The sequence below is a fragment of the Desulfosarcina variabilis str. Montpellier genome (assembly GCF_048565275.1).
Taxonomy (GTDB): Bacteria; Desulfobacterota; Desulfobacteria; order Desulfobacterales; family Desulfosarcinaceae; genus Desulfosarcina; species Desulfosarcina variabilis.
In genome coordinates this window covers 7,219,771-7,239,460 of sequence record NZ_CP159846.1, presented here as the reverse complement: position 1 = coordinate 7,239,460, position 19,690 = coordinate 7,219,771, and the positions used below count along the sequence as shown (strand labels likewise).

Below are 19,690 nucleotides of genomic sequence, written 5' to 3'. Positions count from 1 at the left end.
ATGAAAGGATTAAAAGAGACCTATCTGTTTGCTTAACACTTTAATATATAAGCCAATTTGTTTGCCGCGACGAACATGAACGGCTTTTAGCTCCCCGCGCTTTACATGTTGCAACACCGTTTGCCGTGAAACACCGAGAATGCTTTTGGCTTCCTTCATCGTCACGTATCCCTCGGGGGCTTTTTCGATAAAGCGAGACCGCAGATCATCAGTCATGCGAATTTGCCAGGGTGCTCCTGCTGTGATCTGTTCACCGGCGATGAAACCGTCAGCAAGCCAGCGATGGACTGTTGAAGCAGCAATGCCGAGTATTTCGGCCGCCTTTGTGATCGTTACCAATTTTCCATCGGTGGGAACCGTCGAAGCATCGAATCGGGGGATTTTCCAATACCGGCGTAAATTTCCGACCTTGTTTGCGGTGAACCGATCACCGCGAGCGGTCTTTCTACCTTGCCGATTGAGTATGCCGGTAATAACTGCATCAGGATAGTGCGCGGCAAGACGGCGCACAAGCTCGATAGTGTCTTGATCAGTCCGGAGAGGGGGAACGTTTTTATATTGCAAATTTACTTCGTGCTCACAGATATTGCCTGTTTTCCATCGCAGGATCAAATGAGCTTTGTTCTCTTTTCGTTTTAAAGAGATGTTTACTTCTTCAAGAAGAATATGAAGCAGCTCTTTTCTATCGCGATCAGTTGTCGTGGGTGCTTGCCAAACGCGTTTGAGATCCTTACCCAAACTAAGAATGCTGTTGCGCTGCTCAGGTGTTAATTTTCCAGGTCTTTGCTTTTGACGCCGCTCAAGTTCTCTCTCTGCATCTTTGAGATCGCTTAGAGATAATTCCCACTGTGTCTCTAATGTGCGAGCCACAAGACGATTTTCTGGCTCTACTGCATGATAGCGACGTTGTGCACGATCAGCCTCGTACCTGGTTCGTTCAACTTGCAGACGCCATTGTTCAAGAGCAGCGTCATAATCCGCTGCAATGTTTTTCTCGGCAAGCAACGCCGCTTTCATTGCGGCAGGAGTGATGGCCTCAAGGAAAGCATTGCCTACTGCTTCATCGATTTTGACACCACCGACACGCATACAATAACGAGCCCGACCTTCCATGGCTTGACTCGCAGCGCAATAATATCCGGGAGTAGAATACTTCCCTTGGTAGTAAACTCTGAGCCGACGACCGCATTTGCCACAGGTGGCGAGACCTTGCAGCAGCGCCGCACCTTCTCGAACAGCTCCTGTGGCTTGATGTTCAACAGGTCTGGTGTTTTTGGCAATTCGAGCCTGAATCATCTCGTAGGTCTCCCAGTCGATAAATCCTTTATGGTGATCCTGGATCAATACCGCCCATTGTTTTTGAGGCAAACGCTTGACTCGTTTTTTTACCTGCCCGAATTCATCCACGAAGGATTCTTGTTTTGTTTTACCATAAGCATAAACGCCTGCATAGACCGGATTCGTTAAGACCGAGTGAATGGCGTGGTAACTGGCCGCAACCCATGTTATCTCTGGCAAAGTGGTTGTTTGCAGTGGGAAATTCAGTTGGTTGGATTGGAACCAAAGCCATACTTGGCGGACTGACCCTATCTGAGCAAATTTTTCAAAAACAGTACGAATAGCTCCGGTGACTGCCTGGTCTGGATGCATTAGGACTTCACCATCCTGTTCACCCCAGATAAAACCGACTGGTAGCCCACGGCGCAATTCACCACGGGCTGCCTTATTGCGAATGCCTCCTTCGAGCCTGGCACGTATCACATGCAGTTCGGCCTCGGCCATGGTTCCTTTCAATCCAAGTAGCAGTCGATCATTGAAAAGCCCCGGATGGTACAAGCCGTCCTCATCACCAATCAGCGTGTCGGTGACACTACACAAATCAAGCAGTCGATACCAATCCGCGTTGTTGCGGGCTACCCTGGAGACCTCGATGGAAAGAATCAGTCCAACCTGGCCTAAGGCAACCTCTGCGGTCATTGTTGTAAATCCACTGCGCTGTATCGTACTGGATCCGGATTGAGCAAGATCGTCATCTATAACCGTTACCTGTTGCTTGGGCCAACCCAAACCAATGGCTCGGTCGACCAACTTATATTGTCGATCGGTAGACTCTCGGTTATATTCAACCTGAGCGGCTGTTGATTGACGTACATACACGTATGCGCATCGTTGCAAGTGGGTTGATGTTACTTTTCTGCTATCGCTCATGGCTTTCCTCCTGACTCTGATTTGCGTCTTGTGAAAGAACCATTTTGCAAATCAGGTTTGCCAGAGCGGCGATGACGTCTTTTTGAAGCTGATGTTCGAGGTTTCTCCAAATTTTCTGAGACTGAGGCGATTCTTTTGGGGTGGCCCAAAGTTGCATTTGTCTTGGCATGATTGCGGCCCTCCTTTGAAGCTTTTTTCGATTCTTGTTTTGAAGAATTGAGCTTACAAAGAAGAGCATCCACTATATTGCGTGTATGGAGCAAGTGGCTTGTAGTGGCAATCAAATTAGATGCCGGAAGGCGGATAGTCGCTGTGGAGTTGCCTTCATTCAGATCAGTCCAATCGGCCGGAATGAGCGATCGGCTCCCGTCTGGCAGAACCAGTGTCAAATTTAATTTTCCATCTCGGTGTGTCCATCCGAGAACTTGCAGGGATTGTCCTTGCAATGGGTGTCGGTTGCGTATTATTTCTACACTTTGAGGAAAACCGTCGAGGTGGGTAGTGTGTCGTGGTTTCCTTCGATAATATTGATCACGATTGGCTTCTAAAGATGCTGGGACAACGGATTGAGGATCGAGCTTTCCTTGGCCTTATCCGGAAATGGTTGAAAGCTGGTATACTGGAGACCGACGGCCAGGTAATATCACCTGTCACCGGTACCCCACAAGGGGGTGTTGTTTCCGCCGTGCTGGCAAACATCTACCTGCATTACGTGCTGGACCTGTGGTTTGAGAGGATCGTCAAACCACGGTGCGACGGAGATGTATTGTTGATGCGATACGCTGATGATTACGTGTGCTGTTTTCAATACCATCGGGATCTTAAGAAGGTGAGGCGGGTTATGGGCAAGCGCTTGGGGAAATTTAACCTGGAGCTGTCTCATGAAAAGACCCGTGTTATAAAGTTCTCCCGATTTGAGACCAGGAATAACAGATCATTTGTCTTTCTTGGATTCGAATTTCGCTGGAGCTTGAGTCGAAAGAACAAGCCGCTGGTGAAAATGCGGACAGCGAAACCGAAGTTCCGTACAGCCTTAGCAGCGCTCACGAAGTGGATCAAAATCGAACGCCATACATCAGACATGGTCGAAATAATGGAAGGCCTCAGCGCCAAGCTACTGGGACATTTTAATTACTACGGAGTCTCTGGCAATATGGAGATGCTGAGCGCTTTCAATCACCATGCCCGGCGGCTCGTGTTCAAATGGCTTAACCGACGCAGTCAGCGTAAGAGTTACAATTGGAACGGGTACAATGAGTTGCTCAAACATTTTGAGATACCCCAACCCCGGATTATTGGTTATTGGAGCTGAAAGGCGCTTGTACGAAGCGAACAATACTGAAGAGCCTTGTGCGGGAAAACCGCACACAGGGATCTGTGAGGGGGCGGTCGGGTATCTGGCCGTCCTACCTCAATTGCTTATCATTTAAAGAAGAAGGTGGTTATGATTCAAGATAAAAGAAACATCCAGATAAAGTCATCTCCTGAAATTGTATTTGATTTAATTGAAACAATGCCAAACAAGTTTCCAATTTATAAGATATTAGAAACAAAGCCTTTCGTTTTTTTGAGGCTCCTTTTAGTGGATGGATTACGCTCTGCCATTGGAGCAATGCACATTAATAAGACCGATGACATATTGATTTTAAATGTTGGTGATTCAATAGGACCTTTTACGTTAACAGAATCAGAAAAACCCTTTAAATATTGGTTCACTGTAAGGTCATTCTTCGTCAATTGCCGAACAGGATATACGCTTACTTCTATCAATAGCGAAACAATACTCAACTTTGATCTCATTTTTGAAGATCCAAGTTTTATGGAAAAAGTATATTGTTTTTTTACAATACCTTTTCATGTAATATTTGCAAATAAAGTCTTAAGGGTAATTAAGGAGAGAGTCGAAGGCCAAGGACACAATTCTTTACATCAGTTGAGCATAACAACTAAATCCAGGTGACACCCAGGGCCAAGGCGCTTTTGTTATTTCATTTTTGAATTGAAGTTTAATACCTTTATTGAAGTCAGTGGAAGCCCTGGCTGCCACCTGATTTTAGCGATGGCGTGGCGCTTCGCGCCACGCCATCGGGCTGCGGATTACCATCCGCTTGATGACTGTCGTTACGCGCCAGCCATCAAGCGGATGCAGCGAACAGAACCGCCGCCTAATCGTGCCGCTGTCGCGCCACATTAGGCGACGAACTTGCCGCTGATCAGCAGCCCGTTGGCGCAGAAGGGAGGAAGAACGCGTATGGACGGTCACCAATGTGAAGCGGTTATTCTGTCTGAGGAATCTTTGATCAGCTCAGAGGGTTCGGGATACAGTGATGTGTCGCCAAGACCTGCGACTGGAAGTCGTTGATTTTGAAATAAGGTGCAAATCCAATTTGCACCGCAGCGTGGTCTGACAAGTTCAGAATGGTCCTATTCAGACCTTACTTATTAACCCATATTCAAAGAGAATCAACTATGATGAAAGCTATTTCTACTGTAATCGGTGCGTGTCTCCTACTTATGAGCAGTTGCGCTTGGGTTGGACAAGATCCAATCTCAACCAAGCCAATTACTGAAGCTGATGTACATCAAGCACAAAAAATTTGGGGCGATGGTATCGTTGCCATAGGTAGCGCCTACGTGAAGAAAGGAGACTATAAGGCTCTGGCTGCTACTCATGTAGATACACTCTACGCCTATGATGAAGGCACAGTGCTATTCAAGCCAACCAAGGCTGCCGCGCAGCAATTCCGTCTCACTGAGTCCGATGCGATCTCATACTTTGTGACTGGCGTGGTTCCCGAGGATCACGGATTTGCCCTCCAGCCATGGTCAGCCGTCCGGTTTGAGAATGCCGGTATTTTAATCGACACTGACTCCGCTGTAGCGATGGGTAACTACTTTTTCACAGATGCCAACACCGGCAAAGAAGCCAAGGTAGAATTTACCTTCGGTTATATTCGCGGCGCAGATGGCAAGCTATTGATCAACGTCCATCATTCGGCGTTCCCTTATCAGCCATCTCACTGATTGTGTAAAACAGGCTGGTTCGTAAAAACCCACAGAGCTCGGGTAGAGCGAGACAAAACCCATCTCTCTCCCGAGCTATCCGTGGTTATCAAAGGTGCCAACAAAACGCTCGAAGGGACCAGGCATACTACGCGGCCCTTTCGGAAGTATTTGGTTAAGGAAAATTTAACTTTTTATAGGGAGTTTTGGTGTTTAAAGAGCCTGGCCCCTCAGCTCCCCGTTCGCATTCAAAATATAAAAGATTAAATATGCTAAATCGATCAATTGCAATTATAAAAATTAAAGAGCCTTTTTTGGATTGGGTAAAATCTTTACCCACTTCGAATGGAAAAATTACTCTCGCTGAAATTAATTTCAACAACACCACTTACCTTCTGCCAGAATATGATAATGACGAAGAAAAGGAAGAAATTATTTTTCACTATTTCGATATGATCTTTGAAAGGCAACTACAAGAATGGGGAACAATATTGCCTGAAAGGTGGCCTAAAACAAGAGATTTTAAAACATTCAAAGAATGGTTTGATATAGAGTTTCACCCTGTAGAAGATCTAGTTGATGCACCACTCAGAGATGGATAAACTAAATGCGAACCAATAGCTTAAGCGGACCGGGAAAAGCGTTGTCATTTTGAGCATTGTCATTTTTTGGAAGCCCTACATATTTTGAGCACTTGGCAGTGTTTATTCCCGGCCCGCTTAGCATGGCGATGGCGTGGCGCTTCGCGCCACGCCATCGGGCTGCGGATTACCATCCGCTTGATGACTGTCGCTACGCGCAAGCCATCAAGCGGATGCAGCGGACAGAACCGCCGCCTAATCGTGACGCTATCGCGCCACATTAGACGGCGAACCTGCCGTTGATCCGCAGCCCGTTATAAGCAAAAAAATAGAACCTATTCGATGAAAAATTTTGATAAAATAAGTTTCGGAATATTAGCCACTATTAATGGCGGCATCTGGATTTACATTTCCATATTCGGGTTAAGCGGATTTTCTATATCAGGTTTGATAATAGGCTTATTTAGCTTATTATATCTGCCATACGAGTACCGGCGTAGAATGCGCCAAATTGATGAAATGAAACGCAAGTACAAACTTGATGGCGATTATACTTTAGAAGAACTGGAAAAAATAAGAATTGAGCGAGATTATCAAGATAATTTTGTAAAGAAACTGAAGATTGATTGAGTTTGCATAAGACATGTGGGCTTATAACCTCTTTCTGTTGGGGACGGCGAGGACCATGACGCCCCAAAGAAAAGCGTTATGCATAGGAGATATGAAGTGAAAAAACAAAACGTACATCTTTTTGTATTTGATAGTCTGTCAGATTGGGAAATAGGTTTTGCAGTAGCTGGGATAAATAGTCCGCAGTTTAAAAAAAATCCAGATAGTCACTGTATCCGTACTGTCGCGTTACGGGAAAGCCCAGTTGTAACTATGGGTGGACTTCGTGTTATTCCTGACATCACACTCGACATGCTTTCTCCAACAAACAGCGCAATGTTTATTTTGCCGGGCGGGATTGCTTGGGATGAAGGAAAGAATATGGAATCAGTGGAGGTTGCTCAACAATTTATCGGGTTAGACATACCTGTGGCAGCGATTTGTGGTGCTACTGCCGGACTTGCCCGAGGAGGATTACTTGATCATCGTAGACATACTAGTAATTCGCGTGAATATCTTTCTGCCACTAAGTACGGAGGTTCAACCTTTTATGAAGATGCTCCAGCGGTAACAGATGGCAATCTAATAACAGCATCTGGAATCGCACCTCTTGACTTTGCATTCCATATTTTTCGCTGTCTCGATCTTTACTTAATGCCAGTGTTGGATGCTTGGTATAATCTTTATAAAACGGGACAACCAGAATATATAGATGCACTAATGAAAGCATCAGTTGCATAACCAACCGCTAGTAGGGACGCGCAAAAAGCCGCGCGCCCCACAGCAGAGCGTTACAGATATCATCAATTCATTCATCCGAATTCATTCAGGGCTTCGTTACACATAACAATACCAAACTCGCCGTCGCCCGTTGGTAATGATACGATATACTAATCCCCACGATTCGACATTTTTGTAAATATTTGAAAATTCATGTTTTTAATAGCTGATGAGACGGCAAATACCCTGAACTCTAATCTTTGCTCTCACTATCAATCCGGCAAGGTGGACCAAAATCCATATATCACAACATTTGACAGGCCTGCTTGTGCAAGGTAATTTCTATTTATTTAGTGCGCCATTAATGGGGCAGAATTGCAACGGTGACCAAAAAAAGGAGTCAAAGATGGTTGAGTCCAAAATAGGAAAAGAAATGTCCCCGGAGGAACTTCATGCCTGGATCGATGGGAAAAAAACCATTTACATTATTGACGTTCTAAAAGTTGATAATTTTACAAAAAGACATATACCAAACGCGATGAATGCATGTGTTTTCGAAGTGACTTTCATCGAGCAAGTCAAGTCCATAACAAATAATAAGGATTCTATTATTGTTCTTTACGGATCCAGCAATAAATCCGTGGATGCCGCTACTGCTTCTGAAAAACTTGAACGGAATGGTTACAAATATACATATATATTAAAAGGTGGCATTGAAGCTTGGAGATCCGCAGGTTTAACTATTGAGGGTGAAGCTGTTAATGAACCAGTCGATCCTCAGACCTTCCTGAAACTTGAAAATAGATCATATCACGTTGATACTAATCAAAGTGCTATCGAATGGAGAGGCCGAAATCCAAATACAACACACTTCGGAACAGTCAAAATCGTCAATGGAAAGCTCGCCGTCAGGGATGGAATTATAACCGGTATGTTTGAGATAGACATGGATTCCATCATAAATATAAATCTTGAAGGCGATGAATTACAGCCAGTCTTGATTGCTCACCTTAAATCCGATGATTTTTTCCTAACAAAAATTTTTCCAAAGGCAAAATTTGGGATTAATCAAGCGATATCCGTAAAAAAGCCTTATTTAAGCCTACCAAATTATAAAGTAAACGGAACATTAGAATTAAGGGGAATCAAGGTCCAGCAAGATTTTGTGGCAACTATAGTAAGGACACCAGAAGATGATCTTGTAGCTGAAGCGCATTTTGACATCGATCGCACAAAATGGGGCGTTATTTATGGATCAGCCAGGTTTTATGAACATCTTGGAATGCATCTTGTTTTTGATCTAATAAGCTTTCAAGTGCGAATTGTCGCAAGGTGAAGGTGGCGATCCTGTACGATAATTGCATAATAGAAATGTATATTAAATTCGCCTATGACGATTCACTCAAATAATCCACACGATCTGACATTTCTGTAGATAGCTGGAAATAAAGGTTTATAAGTGCCACTGAGAAGGCAAATACCCTGTACGTATCTTCCGTCAGCGCTCAATTACCGTCGATTTTACATAGTCTATCACAACAATTGACAGGGCTGGCCGACGCAAGGTAATCTTTTTGTGTCTGTAAACTTAATTTCCTGATAAAAAATTGGTTCCAAATACGACGGTAGGCTGAAAACGTCAATTTTATTCCCCTATTTGGAATGTTATCAAGACGTCTATAGAACATCCCCATATGGGACATAAAATAGACGTCTATAGAATATCAATGTTAGGTTTTACGGGGACAAAATGAACCATCCAAAGATTGTAGAAAATCCTCACTATCACCTCTGGACCGATGCGCTGCATGCACGGTCTTTAGCACGTCAAGCAAATAATAAATGGGATAGAGGAACATATGTCAGATGGGCTGTAACTACTTCTTGGACTGTAATGGAAATTGCCTGCCAGGATGCTTTAAACGAGCCTAATATATCATATAGCTTTAAAAGGAATTTGGATAAAGCAATTGAGAATAACGGACTCATGAGGCTTGATTGGGGCTCCGGGATTTGGCGCGTGTTTCAGCTCTTCAAAACTTAAGAAAAGGCTATGTACATCGATTCATATCAGAAAATGAATATTTTCCAGATAAAAGTGTTGCCGATGCAGCAATAGAGAATGTACGTGAAGCTGTGATAGCTATTTTCCAGCATGCTAGTCGCCCCTTTCCATTATGGGTTTATGACGATGATCATCGAGGTTGGGATCCTGGACGCCGTGGTGGTCCAACCCTTACCCTTATTCATTCAGGTGCAAATGAGAATGATCCTAAGGTAATCAAACTTTATTTTTTTCACCAAGATAAGGAAAACCTTACTGACGTTCTGCCTAGTGGCACTGACTACCTTCCGTATGTAGAAGATTTAATTCTAAAACTTCGTGTTCCTGCTTCAGCTATAAAGGTATGCGAAGGAGATACTGTCGTATATGAGAAAGAGCTTAACATGCGTTGAACCTAACCTGACACTAAACTCAGACGGCTAAATGCTGGGCGGATTGAACATCATCGCGTTTTACATTATCGGGAACTTTCCGGGAGGCCGTTCCTATCTATACGCCGCTGGTTAGTTTCGCGTTGGGTTTATTGCTATTGCAGAAATTAGTATTGGTAACGAAGTTGAGCTAATAGGATGGCATCGTCCGAAGTTTTATAAACGATTCTATGTTCATCGTTAATACGACGTGACCAGTATCCTGAAAATGCGTGCTTTAGAGGTTCAGGTTTTCCAATGCCTTCAAAAGGATTACGTTTTATGTCATTAATTAACATGTTGATTCTACGGAGGATTTTTTTTATCGGTTTTTTGCCAATAAAGGTAATCCTCCCATGCGTGATCGGAAAAAATCAGTTTCACTCGACCAGCTCCCGTTCAGTTCCTTTTCCATTTTCAAGTTGGGCAATGGATTCGATCAAACGTCTGGTATTTTTAGGAGAACGTAATAAATAAGCTGTCTCTTGGAGTGCATTGTAATCCTCAAGAGACATAATGACGACGGACTCATTGGTTTTTCGAGTAATTATTATCGGCGAATGATCTTGACATACTTGTTCCATGGTTTTAGCAAGATTTTGTCGTGCTGCGGTGTAAGATATGGCTTTCATTATTTTCCTCCATTTATTGTACAGTAAACTGTACAGCACGGGTCGTGTTTTGTCAACATGAATGAGGGACAACCCAACATCCGCGTTCAGTGGAGCGCGAGGACCATGCGCCCACTGACGCAGCCCGTTAGCCAAGCGGAAGTTAAAAATGGAAATTCGACAATACACAGATAAAGATTGGAGAGAAGTTGAAGAAATTTATAATCTCTCAAAACCAGATGAAATGAGAGGATCTGTGGACTTACAGGCACTAATTCGACTTCAGGAAGATCCAAACATGATAAAATTATTTCAGGATTCAGAAATAATCGTCATGGAAGAAAATGATAAAATCATAGGTTTTGCTGGTAATAAAGGGAATTATATATCTTGGCTTTTTGTCCATCCTAACCATCGTAGGAAAAATGTTGCCAGAGCGTTGCTTAACAAAATGTTGAGTACATTGAAAGGTTCTATTGTTCTTAATGTTGCACAAAATAATGAGGCTGCAAATAATTTATACAAAAGCCTTGGCTTTAGGATCGAAAAGAAATTCATTGGCAATTTTAATGGTTTTGAGTCAAAAGCAATGACTTTAAAATTGGAAATACGAAATCCAGCAGGTAGGTGGCAAAAATCACAGTGAATGGTGGATACCAGCTGATGATCTTGATGAATTGAACTACAATATAGTGGGCTTAATCGAGGTCATAGGGGAATATAATTAATCGATACAGAACTTTTGTGTTCAGCGGATCGCTGATAGATCGTCGCGCCCGCTGACACAGGCCGTTTCGCTTCAAAACACTTACCAACTGATAAGAACCTTGACATATGTAACCTTATGGGTTACATCATGAACTATGATCAAATCGTTCAAACATAAAGGACTCGAGGATTTCTTTTATGATGGTAGCAAAAAAGGAATCCGCCCTGAACATGCTGATAAGATAGCAAGAATTTTAGTAAGCGTTCAGGGGGTATTCTGGATGTTTACCCTCCAGTCGTAACCATCAGAAAACAAAAGAAAAAACAAGCCATCAGCAACTATCTGAAATAATTGAAAAAATCGCTAGATTTTTTATTTTACCTATGATAAAGTGCTTTTCATGGCACTCAAAAGACCCTTCTCAGAGCTCGATTGGCTACAGACACCAGAGATGGTGCGGCATTACATTATGTACCTGGAACGTACGCTGGACGATATGCAGAAGCAGGTCGAATCCCACGAAAAGCGCATTGAAAAGCTTGAGGTGAGTACCCAAAAAAATTCTCATAATTCCAGCAAACCGCCATCTTCAGACCCGCCTTTTGCTAAAAAGCAACGCAAACAGAAAAAGAGCAATCGTTCCAAGGGCGGACAAAAAGGTCACAAGGCGCATCAGCAGCAAATACTGGATCCGACTGATTCCAAATGGTTAATGCCGAAACGTTGCTCATGCGGAAATACACACTTTGATCCAAAGCAAATGCAGCCGTTTTACGTCCACCAACGTATTGAACTGCCTAAGATCGAGATGGAAGTCAGCCACTTTATTCTCCAGCAATGCGACTGTCCCAACTGCGGCAAAACCGTCAAAGCCCAGCTTCCACCGGAACAGGCCACCGGCTATGGCCCGCGTTTTACCGCCCTGGTCGGAGAACTGAGCGGCATCAAGGCGATGAGCAGAAACGACGTCAAGCAGTTTTGCGAATCCGTACTGCAAATCCCTATTTCTACAGGAACTATCCAAAAACTCGTCGACCGTAACGCCGAAGCGCTGCTGCCGGTGTATGATGAGATCGGGCGGATCGCCCGCAGCTTCTGGTGCAACTATATCGACGAGACCTCATGGTTCAGGGAAAACGATTTGCACTGGCTGTGGGCCATGGTCAATGAGCGGGTCGCCTTTTATCGCATCGATCCTCATCGATCCAAAGAAGCCTTCGATCACCTGATCCAGGACTGGCAAGGAATCCTTGTCAGCGATGGATATGGTCTGTATCGTAAATGGGTCAACCGCCAAACGTGTCTGGCCCATCTGATTCGCAAAGCCGACGCACTCGCGGAAAGGAAAAAGGCCGATTTGCGACGCTTTGGAGAAATCATCGCTGGCTGGTTGAGGCAACTGGTCCATTTTGCCAAAGAGCCTCCCGCCCCAAAGAAGTGGTCGGATTTTTATACCTTCTTTCTGTTTACCGTCACCCTTTGGGAATCTGATGAGACCGATGCCGGTAGACTCGCACGCCAAATCATCCGGGAAATTGATAACCTCTGGGTTTTCATGGATCACGAAGGCGTTGAGCCCACCAACAATCGTGCCGAAAGAGCGTTGCGCTTTGGTGTGCTGTGGAGAAAACGCAGCCTTGGCACCCAAAGCGAAAAAGGAAACCGCTGGGTGGAACGTGTTTTATCTCTAAGAGAAACTTGCCGTATCAAAGCAAAGGCAACTTTTCCTGTTCTTGTGGATTGCGTCAAAGCCTATTTCCAAAAATCGATTCCTGATCTTGCGTGGATTTGATTCTTGCCGTGCCTATCCCGTGAACGCTTACGAATTTTAGATCGATTGAATGGCGCCAATGATATTATAGACATGAATTATCCTGGGTCATATTTACATAAACTAACGGGAAACCTGAAAGGCCAATATTCGGTAAGAGTGTCTGGGAATTGGCGTATCTTTTTTAAATTTATTGATGGTGATGCATATGTCGTTAATTACGACGATTACCATTAAAAGGCGCAATATCATGAGACGAATGAAACGACAACCGACACATCCTGGATACATCATTAAATTAGACTATCTTGAACCCTTGGCGATTTCAATAACAGAAATGGCTTCAAATTTAAATGTATCCAGAAAAACCTTATCAAAAATTTTAAACCAAAAGGGGGCTGTAACGCCTGATATGGCCTTACGGCTTTCAAGAGCTTTTAATACGACACCTGAATTGTGGCTGAATTTGCAAAAGCATTATGATCTTTGGCAAGCAGAACATTCCTCGAACGACTGGAAGCGTGTCCGTCCACTATCTGACAAAATACTTCATCCTAACCTATAAAAAGAAAAGCGAACAACCAGTTCCACCAGAGCGCAGGGGCCGTGGCATTCCTGAAGTACGACGTCTTTCTAAAGGTTTTTCTTATTTTGGAAAATTTTACATTCCACCCTGCGCCCTGGTGAACTGAAGCGATGGCGTGGCGCTTCGCGCCACGCCATCGGGCTGCGGATTGCCATCCGCTTGATGACTGTCGCTATGCGCCAGCCATCAAGCGGATGCAGCGGACAGAACCATGTAATCCGCAGCCCGTTGGACTAAGCCGCTACACGGCAGTTAACAATCTGTTTTTCATATACATTCCTACCTTATTTCCTTTTTTTCTTTGTTTCCATTCTTGTTCCCTTCAGCGGTATAACCCCTCAATTTTCAATTTTATCAATGGAGGCAACTCATGTCACACTTGCGTCACCAAATGATTCGGGCAATGGAGCTAAAAGATTTCTCACCAAGGACTCATCAGTCTTACCTGGCGGCAGTGGAAGGTTTGGCAAAGTTTCACAAGAAGCCACCGGATCGACTAACCCAAACTGATGTGGATGACTATCTGTTGCATCTGAAAGAAACGGGGAAAAGCCCCAGCACTCGTAATGTTGTCATTTCAGGGTTGCGGTTTTTCTACCATCATATGCTAAGACGCAAAAAGTGTAACGCTATCTTTCCCGTTACTTGAGGCTTCACACAAGGAATAATCATAAAATTTTAGTACCTTAATGCGCCCGAACCATTTTTTAGGCGTGGTAAAATAATGTCACGTTTCCATCGTATTTCATTATTTTAAATCACTTTATGCCGTTGCGCCGTTAGTGGTTATTAGAAAAACGATGCATCGTTACGTAATCGGCTACGCGAACGCGTTTAACAAAAGGTAAGATGTCGGTTTGATAGGTTTTGGGGGAAGGCTAATATGCCGCAGAGTGAAGGAAGAGATTATTTTTTGGAGCCTACATGGGATGAAGATTGGCGAGAAAGTCGACCACCAGATTTAAATCGACGAAGCTATGGCCCAGTTCTTTGGCTTTGTCGCGGCAATCCGTGCAAATCTCCTTGAACTTTCTCATATCTCCCCTGGTGGCAACGTAAATCTGTTCGATGGCTTCAGATTCAAAATCTTTATATTCCAGAATGAAATCCTCGACAACGATGGGATAGAGAATCAAGGTTTTCAATCGGCTGAGGATATCCGGATGCTGGCTGGTTAAATAGGTTCTCACCTTTGGCAGTCCGGCCAGAACGATGGGTACATGCGCGTCCATGATTCGCTTCAGGTAAGGCCAAACCCTTTTGCCGATGTCATTGGCCTCGTCGATGACGATGTAATAGTCGGTCAGGCTTCTGATCAGTTTCAAATGGTGGTGGGTGCGTTGGTAAGTAGCCACCGCTTCGTAGTTCAGCCCTTGAAGGATGGAAGCCAAAATTTCATGCACATTGCAAAGCGACTCGACCCATACGCCTTGAAGCTTTTTGGGTTTGAGCAGTTCAAGAAAACGGGTTTTCCCGACGCCATATTCGCCCTCGATCAATACGCTCTGTCCCCGGTAGATCCGGTTGTATACCGCGGACAGATAGGATACTCGGCGCTTGTCATTTATAAAACTTTGTTTTCGCTGCATGGGGCATACTCAACCAAAGGGTTGTTTGACAATTGTCTTTCGCAATCCAAAATGAACGCATTGAAAAGCGCCTTGCCGGTGATGGCGTCAGGCTGGCGTAGTTTGATCGCGTAAGCGATATATCGTTTTCGATTCTGTCGGTAGATGGCTTTGGCGGCATCGAGGGTCAAGCCCCGAAGGTGGATGTCAATCAATCGTGGCCTATCCACCGCCATCTTTTTCTCCTGCAGATAAGCGCTGATCAATTCGACCGCGTTGGGTTCGGCAACTGCCTGGTTGACCGGCTTTTCGTAGGGTTCCCGTCGCAGCGCTTCACCCAGCAAGATACCGTTTTCTTTATGCTCGAAGATGAACAGCTTGTCGCCAAGATCGGAGATATACACCTTGGTACTCTTGTGGCGGCTGAAGTGTTGTGCACCAACGGCCACATGGTAGGTCTGATTATTGAAGGTGATGATGCCTTTCGCTCCCACGGTGGCCTTGATCTTGTCATAGCCGTATTTGGCGAAATGGCGTACGTCATCCGCACCGAACGTTAACCGTTCGCACTGGGCAAGGCCGGCGTCAAATTTTTCCTTCGGCACCCAGGCCGATGTTTTACCGTTCACAGAATAATAGTGCTTTTGCTCATTGTGCTGCCGGCGATAGGATTCGAGCAGGTCGCTTTGGCGCAGCGTTTCAAGATCGATGTCAAGATAGGTGACGGTGATTTTTTCCTTCTTGCCGTTTCTGTAGATATAGCCCGGTTCCGTCTTGGCGATGCGATCTTCAAAATGCTTGATGATCCGCATTTCAAAATGATGAATGCTGCGATGGGATGACTCCAGATGTGCTTTGTCCTTGGGCGCATGGATGCGTGAGAAGTCCGGTTGCAGATAAAACCCGCCTGGCAATGAAAACTTGATGTTCAGTTCGTTGATGGGGCGTTTCAGGTTGACAAAACCCTTTGCATTGTCCGGTCTCAGCCGTATCTTTTTTTGCGGGAAAGGGGTGCTCACCAAAAATTTCTCGAACAGGTCCACCGCGTTTAGACTGCTTTCGCTAAAATAGGCTTCAAGCACGAGCATGAAGCGTGATCCGGTGTCAAAAAACTCGATCACCTGGGGCTTGGCCCAGGCGCCCTTGCCCCAGCGAATCTTTAAATAGCGAAATTTGCACCCGTCCATCTGAATCAAGTCGAAAACCGGTTCGTCCTGAAAGCAGACGCCGGGATCCGCCTCTTCCTCGAAGTCCGGTTTTTCCAGATAGACCTTGAGGTGGGCTTGCCTGGCAAAACGCCTTAAAGCGCCAAGTGAAATTTTGCGGTTGAACTCTTGTTCGAGCCAGGCGTGGTAATTTTTGATGGTTCGTCCATGGCGGGTGATAAATACAAAACGATCGTCCAATGGATCGCTGGAGGCCTTGACCATCTCGATGAAGCGTTTTTGGATTTTTTCGGTTAAGACCCGGCGGCGGCCGCTGCACTTTCTGCCTTCCATGATGCCTTGGCTGGCAAGCAGCAGTGGTTTGGGAATGACGCCGGTCTTACGGTACTGATCCATGTAATATTTTTTGGCCCTGCGTTTGGCGCTGCCGGTCTTGTCCATGATCTTTTTGTGCAGCAAGATCAGAAAACGTTCGTCCATGGGCAGCCGTTCAAAGTCTTTGTCTTTCATGATGTATGATTTTCTCTTTCATCACTTTCAGCCAGAATAAAGCAGTTTGTCTGGAGGTCGTTTGCCAATCGTCGTTTTGCGCCGACCGAATCTGTTCCAGCATGGCCATTACAGCCGCTTTATAGTCAGCGCTGATGATATCGACCATGGGCGCATTCGCTTTTTTGACGGGCTTGTTTTTTGAGGCTTGGTAGGCCAACTTTCGAATATTTTTGGCCGTAAGCGCCATGCCGGATGCGATAAATGCACGCCAAATATTGCGTTGATCCTCTTTTGTAAAACGCGCTAAGACCCTGGCTTGGTATTCATTTTCCGGAAGGATGCCGTCGCCAATTGGGGACAAATTGTCGATGACATTTGCGGCCTTAATCAGGCGATATGCCTGGGATCGGGCCATATCCCATCGTTGTTTGACATAGGCTTCAAACGACTCGAACAGCAAATCGCGAAATAATCGATCGTCACGAATCTGCTTTAATGCCTTACCGGTTTGGTAAAAATGGTGTTGATTGGCAGCGATGATATCTTCCAATTGGATGAGTCGATTATCAGCCATCTGTTTACCCGATGCTCATCCGTTTCCCGATATCGCCCAGCAGTTGATTCAATTTTTAGCCGCTGGTCTGTAGGTGTATCCGGTGTGTCAGGCAAAAGGGTATGCAAATATTTAACGCTGTCAACGAATCCAAGACCTTTCACGGTCATGACCAAATCAATCGGGTTGAAGTTTTTCTCGCAAAGAAAGCACCTGGCAAGATTGGTCTTGGGGTTGGTCGCGGTTTGAAATTCATTGCACAGCGGGCATAGGAACCGGAAAATACCTTCGATCACTTTAGATGGAATATGAAGCTGTTCTTTGATCAGCCAGTCAACCGGGATTCGATTGCGCAGTTGAAACAGCTCTCCCCCCTGTAAACCGTCGTTTCATGATAATGCCTCCTTATCTGCGTGAAAAATTCTGTGAAAAAGATCTTACCCATAGCCACGGCGAGGAAAATGGCTGACAATTTCACCTGTTCGACCGCAAAAATGGCAGCGGCATCGAGAACCTATGCGAAAATGTACTGGATTTTCTTCCCGTGACAGGACCGTACCCCATTGCCAAGGGCCTGTAGTAGTATGATCATCCATATTTTTTGAAGGTGGATTGATTTTCCGATGCCGCCGGCGGTTTTCGGCCAAACAGTGGGTCTTTTTGCCTTTTGGGGTTTGACGGTAGCGTCGCTGCGCTTTTCGGCGGGACTGGAGACGACCGGCGATGCGGCATGCATCGCAACAATAAGCATGCCCACGAAAGCAGCGCCGGCACATACAAAAAACGTTTTTGCACCAACGACAGGATATTTGGATCAACTTTAACATCCGGCCTTGAACGTCGCCGGAGTTTAAAGTAATTTACATATTGAACATCCGGCCTTGATACGGAGTTCACCTTGAAAGCCCGGAAGGGATAGTTCCGGGCTTTCTCTTCATTTTCCTGGACCATACGAATGCCCCATTACGGTTTACAATAGAACTGCAGAAAAGACGATTGCCAACGGGAGCTTTTACAGCGGGGTAGGCGGGGTACGTTTATTCATTTTTGGGGCGGGGTATCGCTGCGGGATAGTAGAACCAACCGTTACACTTTTGCCGCATAGGCGAGGTAGGCCGTTACACTATTTTTGTCTTAGCAAGGGTCCGGAAGCAGTTCATTCCATATTTTGAGGCCGGCGTCTGTAAGCGGTAAAGATCCTTAGCGAATCGATATTCGAACTTGTTTTCCAGGGATAGTTTGGGCGTGTATTTTTAAGGCGCTGAAAGTGATGGGATTATTTTGTTCTCAAGTCATGAAATGCTCGAAATCGGCATTCTCATAAATTGCGATTGATGACGAAAAGGATCGGTTGCCCGGTGTTTTCACCAATTCAACAATCACGATCACCCCCAGAATTTTAATTCTGTCCTTGCACCAGATCCAGCGAGGCAGCCCTCTGTTTACAATCCCCATATAAAATGGTAGTCATTTCAAGAATCTGTTCTAAATTGTCTTAGTCCAACCAGTTTTATCCATCATCCCGCAGCGCGATACATAGATTTTGAGTTCAGATCAGCTTTTGAGTGGAATGCATCTTTTCGTTTTTCAATGGTATGGCGGGACGACGGATAAAACTCTCTACGATTATTACGATGGCGTGGCGCTTCGCACCACGCCATCAGGCTGCGGATTACCATCCGCTTGATGGCTGGCGCGTAGCGACAGTCATCAAGCGGATGCAGCGGACAGAACCGCCGCCTAATCGTGACGCTATCGCGCCACATTAGACGGCGAACCTGCCGCTGATCCGCAGCCCGTTCGGTTTCTCTAAAATAATACTATGACTCAAAATTATCCATGAATGAGCACGATTTACTTTTAGGTGTCAGTCCGTCCCCATAAATAGATGCATGAGAAAAACTGCCTTGGTATAAAAATCCGTGTCCATGGTGTTAAACTGACTCCGGTAAAGCACTATCCGGCTATGCTGATGCTTGGTGCTTTCGGGTCTGCCATTTACTTGCGTTGTTCGCGATTTATAAACAATTCGAGTTTCCATTAATCGATAAAAAAGACTTGACACGAAAGTTTCAATCTGAAAATAAAGTATCATCTATTTATAATAGATAATTCTAATCATAATAGTAGATCTGCCTTACGACTTTTGGCCCCCCAAGCAAACGGCGCAAAAGCGAGTGAAGGCGCAACCAGCTCATCTACAAGGCTGGATTAGCGCCTTTTTTTATTCCGTATGAAAAACCTGCCTGTTAACGAAAGGGTTTTTGATAAAACGCTCCACCACATAAATCTCCACTATTTAAAAAAGGAGTCAAAACATGTATTCGAATGGCGAAGGCCTTGGAACAATCAGCGATAAATCACCACAAGAAAAGGCGTGGAAAAAATGGAGCGACGGGAAAGAGCCGTTTACCGGTAAAAAGCGATTTATGCGGTGTATTTGCCCGAGATGCCGAAAAATCACTCATGTATACATGCTGTGGTCCGGACGCGGGATGCCTCGCAAATACTGTGATGATTGCAAAGCAATCATCAGCGCCTATGACAGAACGGCCATGTGCGAATCTCATCATACCGTTTTGACTTCAAGAAAAAGAAGAAGACAAAGCGGCGCCGAGGAATAGCCCAATTAAGGTTG

At 45.0% G+C, this 19,690-nt stretch carries 21 protein-coding genes and 1 pseudogene; 14 read left to right on the top strand and 8 right to left on the bottom strand.

From position 1 onward, the window contains the following. Nucleotides 1–9: 9 nt before the first annotated feature. Both Dvar_RS32730 and Dvar_RS32725 read right to left on the bottom strand, forming a co-directional pair. Nucleotides 10–2,208, bottom strand: a complete 2,199-nt coding sequence (locus Dvar_RS32730) for a recombinase family protein (RefSeq protein WP_419656366.1) — start codon at nt 2,206–2,208, stop codon at nt 10–12. Beyond that, nucleotides 2,198–2,377 (bottom strand): hypothetical protein, encoded by a 180-nt coding sequence (locus tag Dvar_RS32725; RefSeq protein ID WP_419656365.1) that lies wholly within the window; start codon nt 2,375–2,377, stop codon nt 2,198–2,200. The genes Dvar_RS32730 and Dvar_RS32725 overlap by 11 nt, the downstream gene beginning before the upstream one ends. Nucleotides 2,378–2,716: 339 nt before the next feature. Here Dvar_RS32725 and Dvar_RS32720 point away from each other — a divergent pair, with 339 nt between their 5' ends. The 9 genes from Dvar_RS32720 (at nt 2,717) to Dvar_RS32680 (ending at nt 9,578) form a co-directional block, all read left to right on the top strand. Continuing rightward, entirely contained in the window at nt 2,717–3,520 is an 804-nt protein-coding gene (locus Dvar_RS32720; RefSeq protein ID WP_419657328.1) for a reverse transcriptase domain-containing protein, read from the top strand. 132 nt (nt 3,521–3,652) lie between these two features. After that, nucleotides 3,653–4,168 carry a hypothetical protein gene (locus Dvar_RS32715; protein ID WP_419657327.1) on the top strand — a complete coding sequence of 172 codons (516 nt, stop codon included), beginning with the start codon at nt 3,653–3,655 and terminating at the stop codon, nt 4,166–4,168. 509 nt (nt 4,169–4,677) lie between these two features. Further along, nucleotides 4,678–5,232: a hypothetical protein gene (locus Dvar_RS32710; protein ID WP_419657326.1), complete on the top strand. Its 555-nt coding sequence runs from the start codon at nt 4,678–4,680 to the stop codon at nt 5,230–5,232. A gap of 188 nt (nt 5,233–5,420) precedes the next feature. After that, nucleotides 5,421–5,813, top strand: coding sequence for a hypothetical protein (locus Dvar_RS32705; protein WP_419657325.1), 393 nt, complete (start codon nt 5,421–5,423; stop codon nt 5,811–5,813). 321 nt (nt 5,814–6,134) lie between these two features. After that, nucleotides 6,135–6,422: a hypothetical protein gene (locus Dvar_RS32700; protein WP_419657324.1), complete on the top strand. Its 288-nt coding sequence runs from the start codon at nt 6,135–6,137 to the stop codon at nt 6,420–6,422. 96 nt (nt 6,423–6,518) lie between these two features. After that, nucleotides 6,519–7,142 carry a type 1 glutamine amidotransferase family protein gene (locus Dvar_RS32695; RefSeq protein ID WP_419657323.1) on the top strand — a complete coding sequence of 208 codons (624 nt, stop codon included), beginning with the start codon at nt 6,519–6,521 and terminating at the stop codon, nt 7,140–7,142. A gap of 385 nt (nt 7,143–7,527) precedes the next feature. Next, nucleotides 7,528–8,457 carry a YceI family protein gene (locus Dvar_RS32690; RefSeq protein ID WP_419657322.1) on the top strand — a complete coding sequence of 310 codons (930 nt, stop codon included), beginning with the start codon at nt 7,528–7,530 and terminating at the stop codon, nt 8,455–8,457. A 414-nt stretch (nt 8,458–8,871) separates the two neighbouring features. Then, complete coding sequence (locus Dvar_RS32685; RefSeq protein ID WP_419657321.1) at nt 8,872–9,165, top strand: hypothetical protein; 294 nt, start codon at nt 8,872–8,874, stop codon at nt 9,163–9,165. Further along, a complete protein-coding gene (locus tag Dvar_RS32680; RefSeq protein ID WP_419657320.1) occupies nt 9,135–9,578 on the top strand; it encodes a hypothetical protein in 444 nt (147 codons plus the stop codon). Before Dvar_RS32685 ends, Dvar_RS32680 begins: the two co-directional genes overlap by 31 nt. A gap of 146 nt (nt 9,579–9,724) precedes the next feature. Here Dvar_RS32680 and Dvar_RS32675 read toward each other — a convergent pair. Both Dvar_RS32675 and yefM read right to left on the bottom strand, forming a co-directional pair. Further along, a pseudogene (locus tag Dvar_RS32675) lies at nt 9,725–9,980 on the bottom strand (Txe/YoeB family addiction module toxin). After that, nucleotides 9,977–10,228: a YoeB-YefM toxin-antitoxin system antitoxin YefM gene (gene yefM, locus Dvar_RS32670; protein WP_419657319.1), complete on the bottom strand. Its 252-nt coding sequence runs from the start codon at nt 10,226–10,228 to the stop codon at nt 9,977–9,979. The pseudogene Dvar_RS32675 and the gene yefM overlap by 4 nt, the downstream one beginning before the upstream one ends. A gap of 148 nt (nt 10,229–10,376) precedes the next feature. Between yefM and Dvar_RS32665 the strand changes: the two genes are divergently transcribed. The 5 genes from Dvar_RS32665 to Dvar_RS32645 all read left to right on the top strand — a co-directional run bounded on the left by Dvar_RS32665 (nt 10,377) and on the right by Dvar_RS32645 (nt 13,922). Beyond that, nucleotides 10,377–10,853 carry an N-acetyltransferase family protein gene (locus Dvar_RS32665; protein WP_419657318.1) on the top strand — a complete coding sequence of 159 codons (477 nt, stop codon included), beginning with the start codon at nt 10,377–10,379 and terminating at the stop codon, nt 10,851–10,853. Between the two features lie 463 nt (nt 10,854–11,316). Beyond that, nucleotides 11,317–12,708 carry an IS66 family transposase gene (tnpC, locus tag Dvar_RS32660; RefSeq protein WP_419655468.1) on the top strand — a complete coding sequence of 464 codons (1,392 nt, stop codon included), beginning with the start codon at nt 11,317–11,319 and terminating at the stop codon, nt 12,706–12,708. A gap of 3 nt (nt 12,709–12,711) precedes the next feature. Next, entirely contained in the window at nt 12,712–12,924 is a 213-nt protein-coding gene (locus tag Dvar_RS32655) for a type II toxin-antitoxin system RelE/ParE family toxin (protein ID WP_419657317.1), read from the top strand. Nucleotides 12,925–12,946: 22 nt separating this feature from the next. Next, entirely contained in the window at nt 12,947–13,252 is a 306-nt protein-coding gene (locus Dvar_RS32650; protein WP_419657316.1) for a HigA family addiction module antitoxin, read from the top strand. Between the two features lie 391 nt (nt 13,253–13,643). Continuing rightward, nucleotides 13,644–13,922 (top strand): site-specific integrase, encoded by a 279-nt coding sequence (locus tag Dvar_RS32645; protein WP_419657315.1) that lies wholly within the window; start codon nt 13,644–13,646, stop codon nt 13,920–13,922. Between the two features lie 271 nt (nt 13,923–14,193). On the opposite strand, the gene Dvar_RS32640 is transcribed toward Dvar_RS32645, so the two are convergent. From Dvar_RS32640 to Dvar_RS32625, 4 genes are all read right to left on the bottom strand, one after another. Beyond that, nucleotides 14,194–14,862: an AAA family ATPase gene (locus Dvar_RS32640; protein ID WP_419657314.1), complete on the bottom strand. Its 669-nt coding sequence runs from the start codon at nt 14,860–14,862 to the stop codon at nt 14,194–14,196. Further along, nucleotides 14,838–16,517 (bottom strand): integrase, encoded by a 1,680-nt coding sequence (locus tag Dvar_RS32635; RefSeq protein WP_419657313.1) that lies wholly within the window; start codon nt 16,515–16,517, stop codon nt 14,838–14,840. The genes Dvar_RS32640 and Dvar_RS32635 overlap by 25 nt, the downstream gene beginning before the upstream one ends. Further along, a complete protein-coding gene (locus tag Dvar_RS32630) occupies nt 16,498–17,073 on the bottom strand; it encodes a DNA methylase (RefSeq protein WP_419657312.1) in 576 nt (191 codons plus the stop codon). Before Dvar_RS32630 ends, Dvar_RS32635 begins: the two co-directional genes overlap by 20 nt. A 493-nt stretch (nt 17,074–17,566) precedes the next feature. Continuing rightward, nucleotides 17,567–17,803, bottom strand: a complete 237-nt coding sequence (locus Dvar_RS32625) for a hypothetical protein (RefSeq protein WP_419657311.1) — start codon at nt 17,801–17,803, stop codon at nt 17,567–17,569. Between the last annotated feature and the right edge of the window lie 1,887 nt (nt 17,804–19,690).

Bases quoted from the DNA above. Each gene is read 5' to 3' on its own strand.
- Dvar_RS32730 (WP_419656366.1), bottom strand. From the start codon at position 2,208: ATGAGCGATAGCAGAAAAGTAACATCAACCCACTTGCAACGATGCGCA.
- Dvar_RS32725 (WP_419656365.1), bottom strand. From the start codon at position 2,377: ATGCCAAGACAAATGCAACTTTGGGCCACCCCAAAAGAATCGCCTCAG.
- Dvar_RS32715 (WP_419657327.1), top strand. From the start codon at position 3,653: ATGATTCAAGATAAAAGAAACATCCAGATAAAGTCATCTCCTGAAATT.
- Dvar_RS32710 (WP_419657326.1), top strand. From the start codon at position 4,678: ATGATGAAAGCTATTTCTACTGTAATCGGTGCGTGTCTCCTACTTATG.
- Dvar_RS32700 (WP_419657324.1), top strand. From the start codon at position 6,135: ATGAAAAATTTTGATAAAATAAGTTTCGGAATATTAGCCACTATTAAT.
- Dvar_RS32690 (WP_419657322.1), top strand. From the start codon at position 7,528: ATGGTTGAGTCCAAAATAGGAAAAGAAATGTCCCCGGAGGAACTTCAT.
- Dvar_RS32685 (WP_419657321.1), top strand. From the start codon at position 8,872: ATGAACCATCCAAAGATTGTAGAAAATCCTCACTATCACCTCTGGACC.
- yefM (WP_419657319.1), bottom strand. From the start codon at position 10,228: ATGAAAGCCATATCTTACACCGCAGCACGACAAAATCTTGCTAAAACC.
- Dvar_RS32665 (WP_419657318.1), top strand. From the start codon at position 10,377: ATGGAAATTCGACAATACACAGATAAAGATTGGAGAGAAGTTGAAGAA.
- tnpC (WP_419655468.1), top strand. From the start codon at position 11,317: ATGGCACTCAAAAGACCCTTCTCAGAGCTCGATTGGCTACAGACACCA.
- Dvar_RS32650 (WP_419657316.1), top strand. From the start codon at position 12,947: ATGAAACGACAACCGACACATCCTGGATACATCATTAAATTAGACTAT.
- Dvar_RS32645 (WP_419657315.1), top strand. From the start codon at position 13,644: ATGTCACACTTGCGTCACCAAATGATTCGGGCAATGGAGCTAAAAGAT.
- Dvar_RS32640 (WP_419657314.1), bottom strand. From the start codon at position 14,862: ATGCAGCGAAAACAAAGTTTTATAAATGACAAGCGCCGAGTATCCTAT.
- Dvar_RS32635 (WP_419657313.1), bottom strand. From the start codon at position 16,517: ATGAAAGACAAAGACTTTGAACGGCTGCCCATGGACGAACGTTTTCTG.
- Dvar_RS32630 (WP_419657312.1), bottom strand. From the start codon at position 17,073: ATGGCTGATAATCGACTCATCCAATTGGAAGATATCATCGCTGCCAAT.
- Dvar_RS32625 (WP_419657311.1), bottom strand. From the start codon at position 17,803: ATGCTTATTGTTGCGATGCATGCCGCATCGCCGGTCGTCTCCAGTCCC.